General features: G+C 39.1%; 1 pseudogene. It reads right to left on the bottom strand.

What is annotated here, in order from left to right:
- A pseudogene (locus VQ048_RS12760) lies at positions 1-378 on the bottom strand (hypothetical protein); the annotation flags it as partial.
- Between the last annotated feature and the right edge of the window lie 13 nt (positions 379-391).

Below are 391 nucleotides of genomic sequence, written 5' to 3'. Positions count from 1 at the left end.
ATATCTAGGAGGCATTTCTTCTGGGTCTGGTTCTCCACACGGAATACGCTCGTATGGGTTTACTGATATGCAAGCCATTAAAGTCGCCTCTTCTCCTTCTTTTAACTCTTTCACCACCTCTGGATATGCAATGGATACCTTTAACGATTGGGAGGCTTCATCTATACATATTCTTGTTCCATTGGGAGTTATGGCTTGACATTGCTCTACTTTTACCCGCAAAAGTTTATGGCTATCAATCACTAAATTCATCTTCAATGAGTTGGACATCGGAAGAAGCCCGTAATTTATCATTGAGGTATGAACCCCTGTACTATCTATAACACTTTCATTGATAAAGTCTTGCATCTCAACAAAATGAGATTTGTTAATTTTCATCCCATCTGTCCAA

The organism is Bergeyella anatis (assembly GCF_036016955.1).
In the GTDB taxonomy this organism is placed as follows: Bacteria; Bacteroidota; Bacteroidia; order Flavobacteriales; family Weeksellaceae; genus JAYWXI01.
The sequence above is the reverse complement of the archived record's forward strand: the minus strand, read 5'-3'. Positions and strand labels throughout refer to the sequence as shown.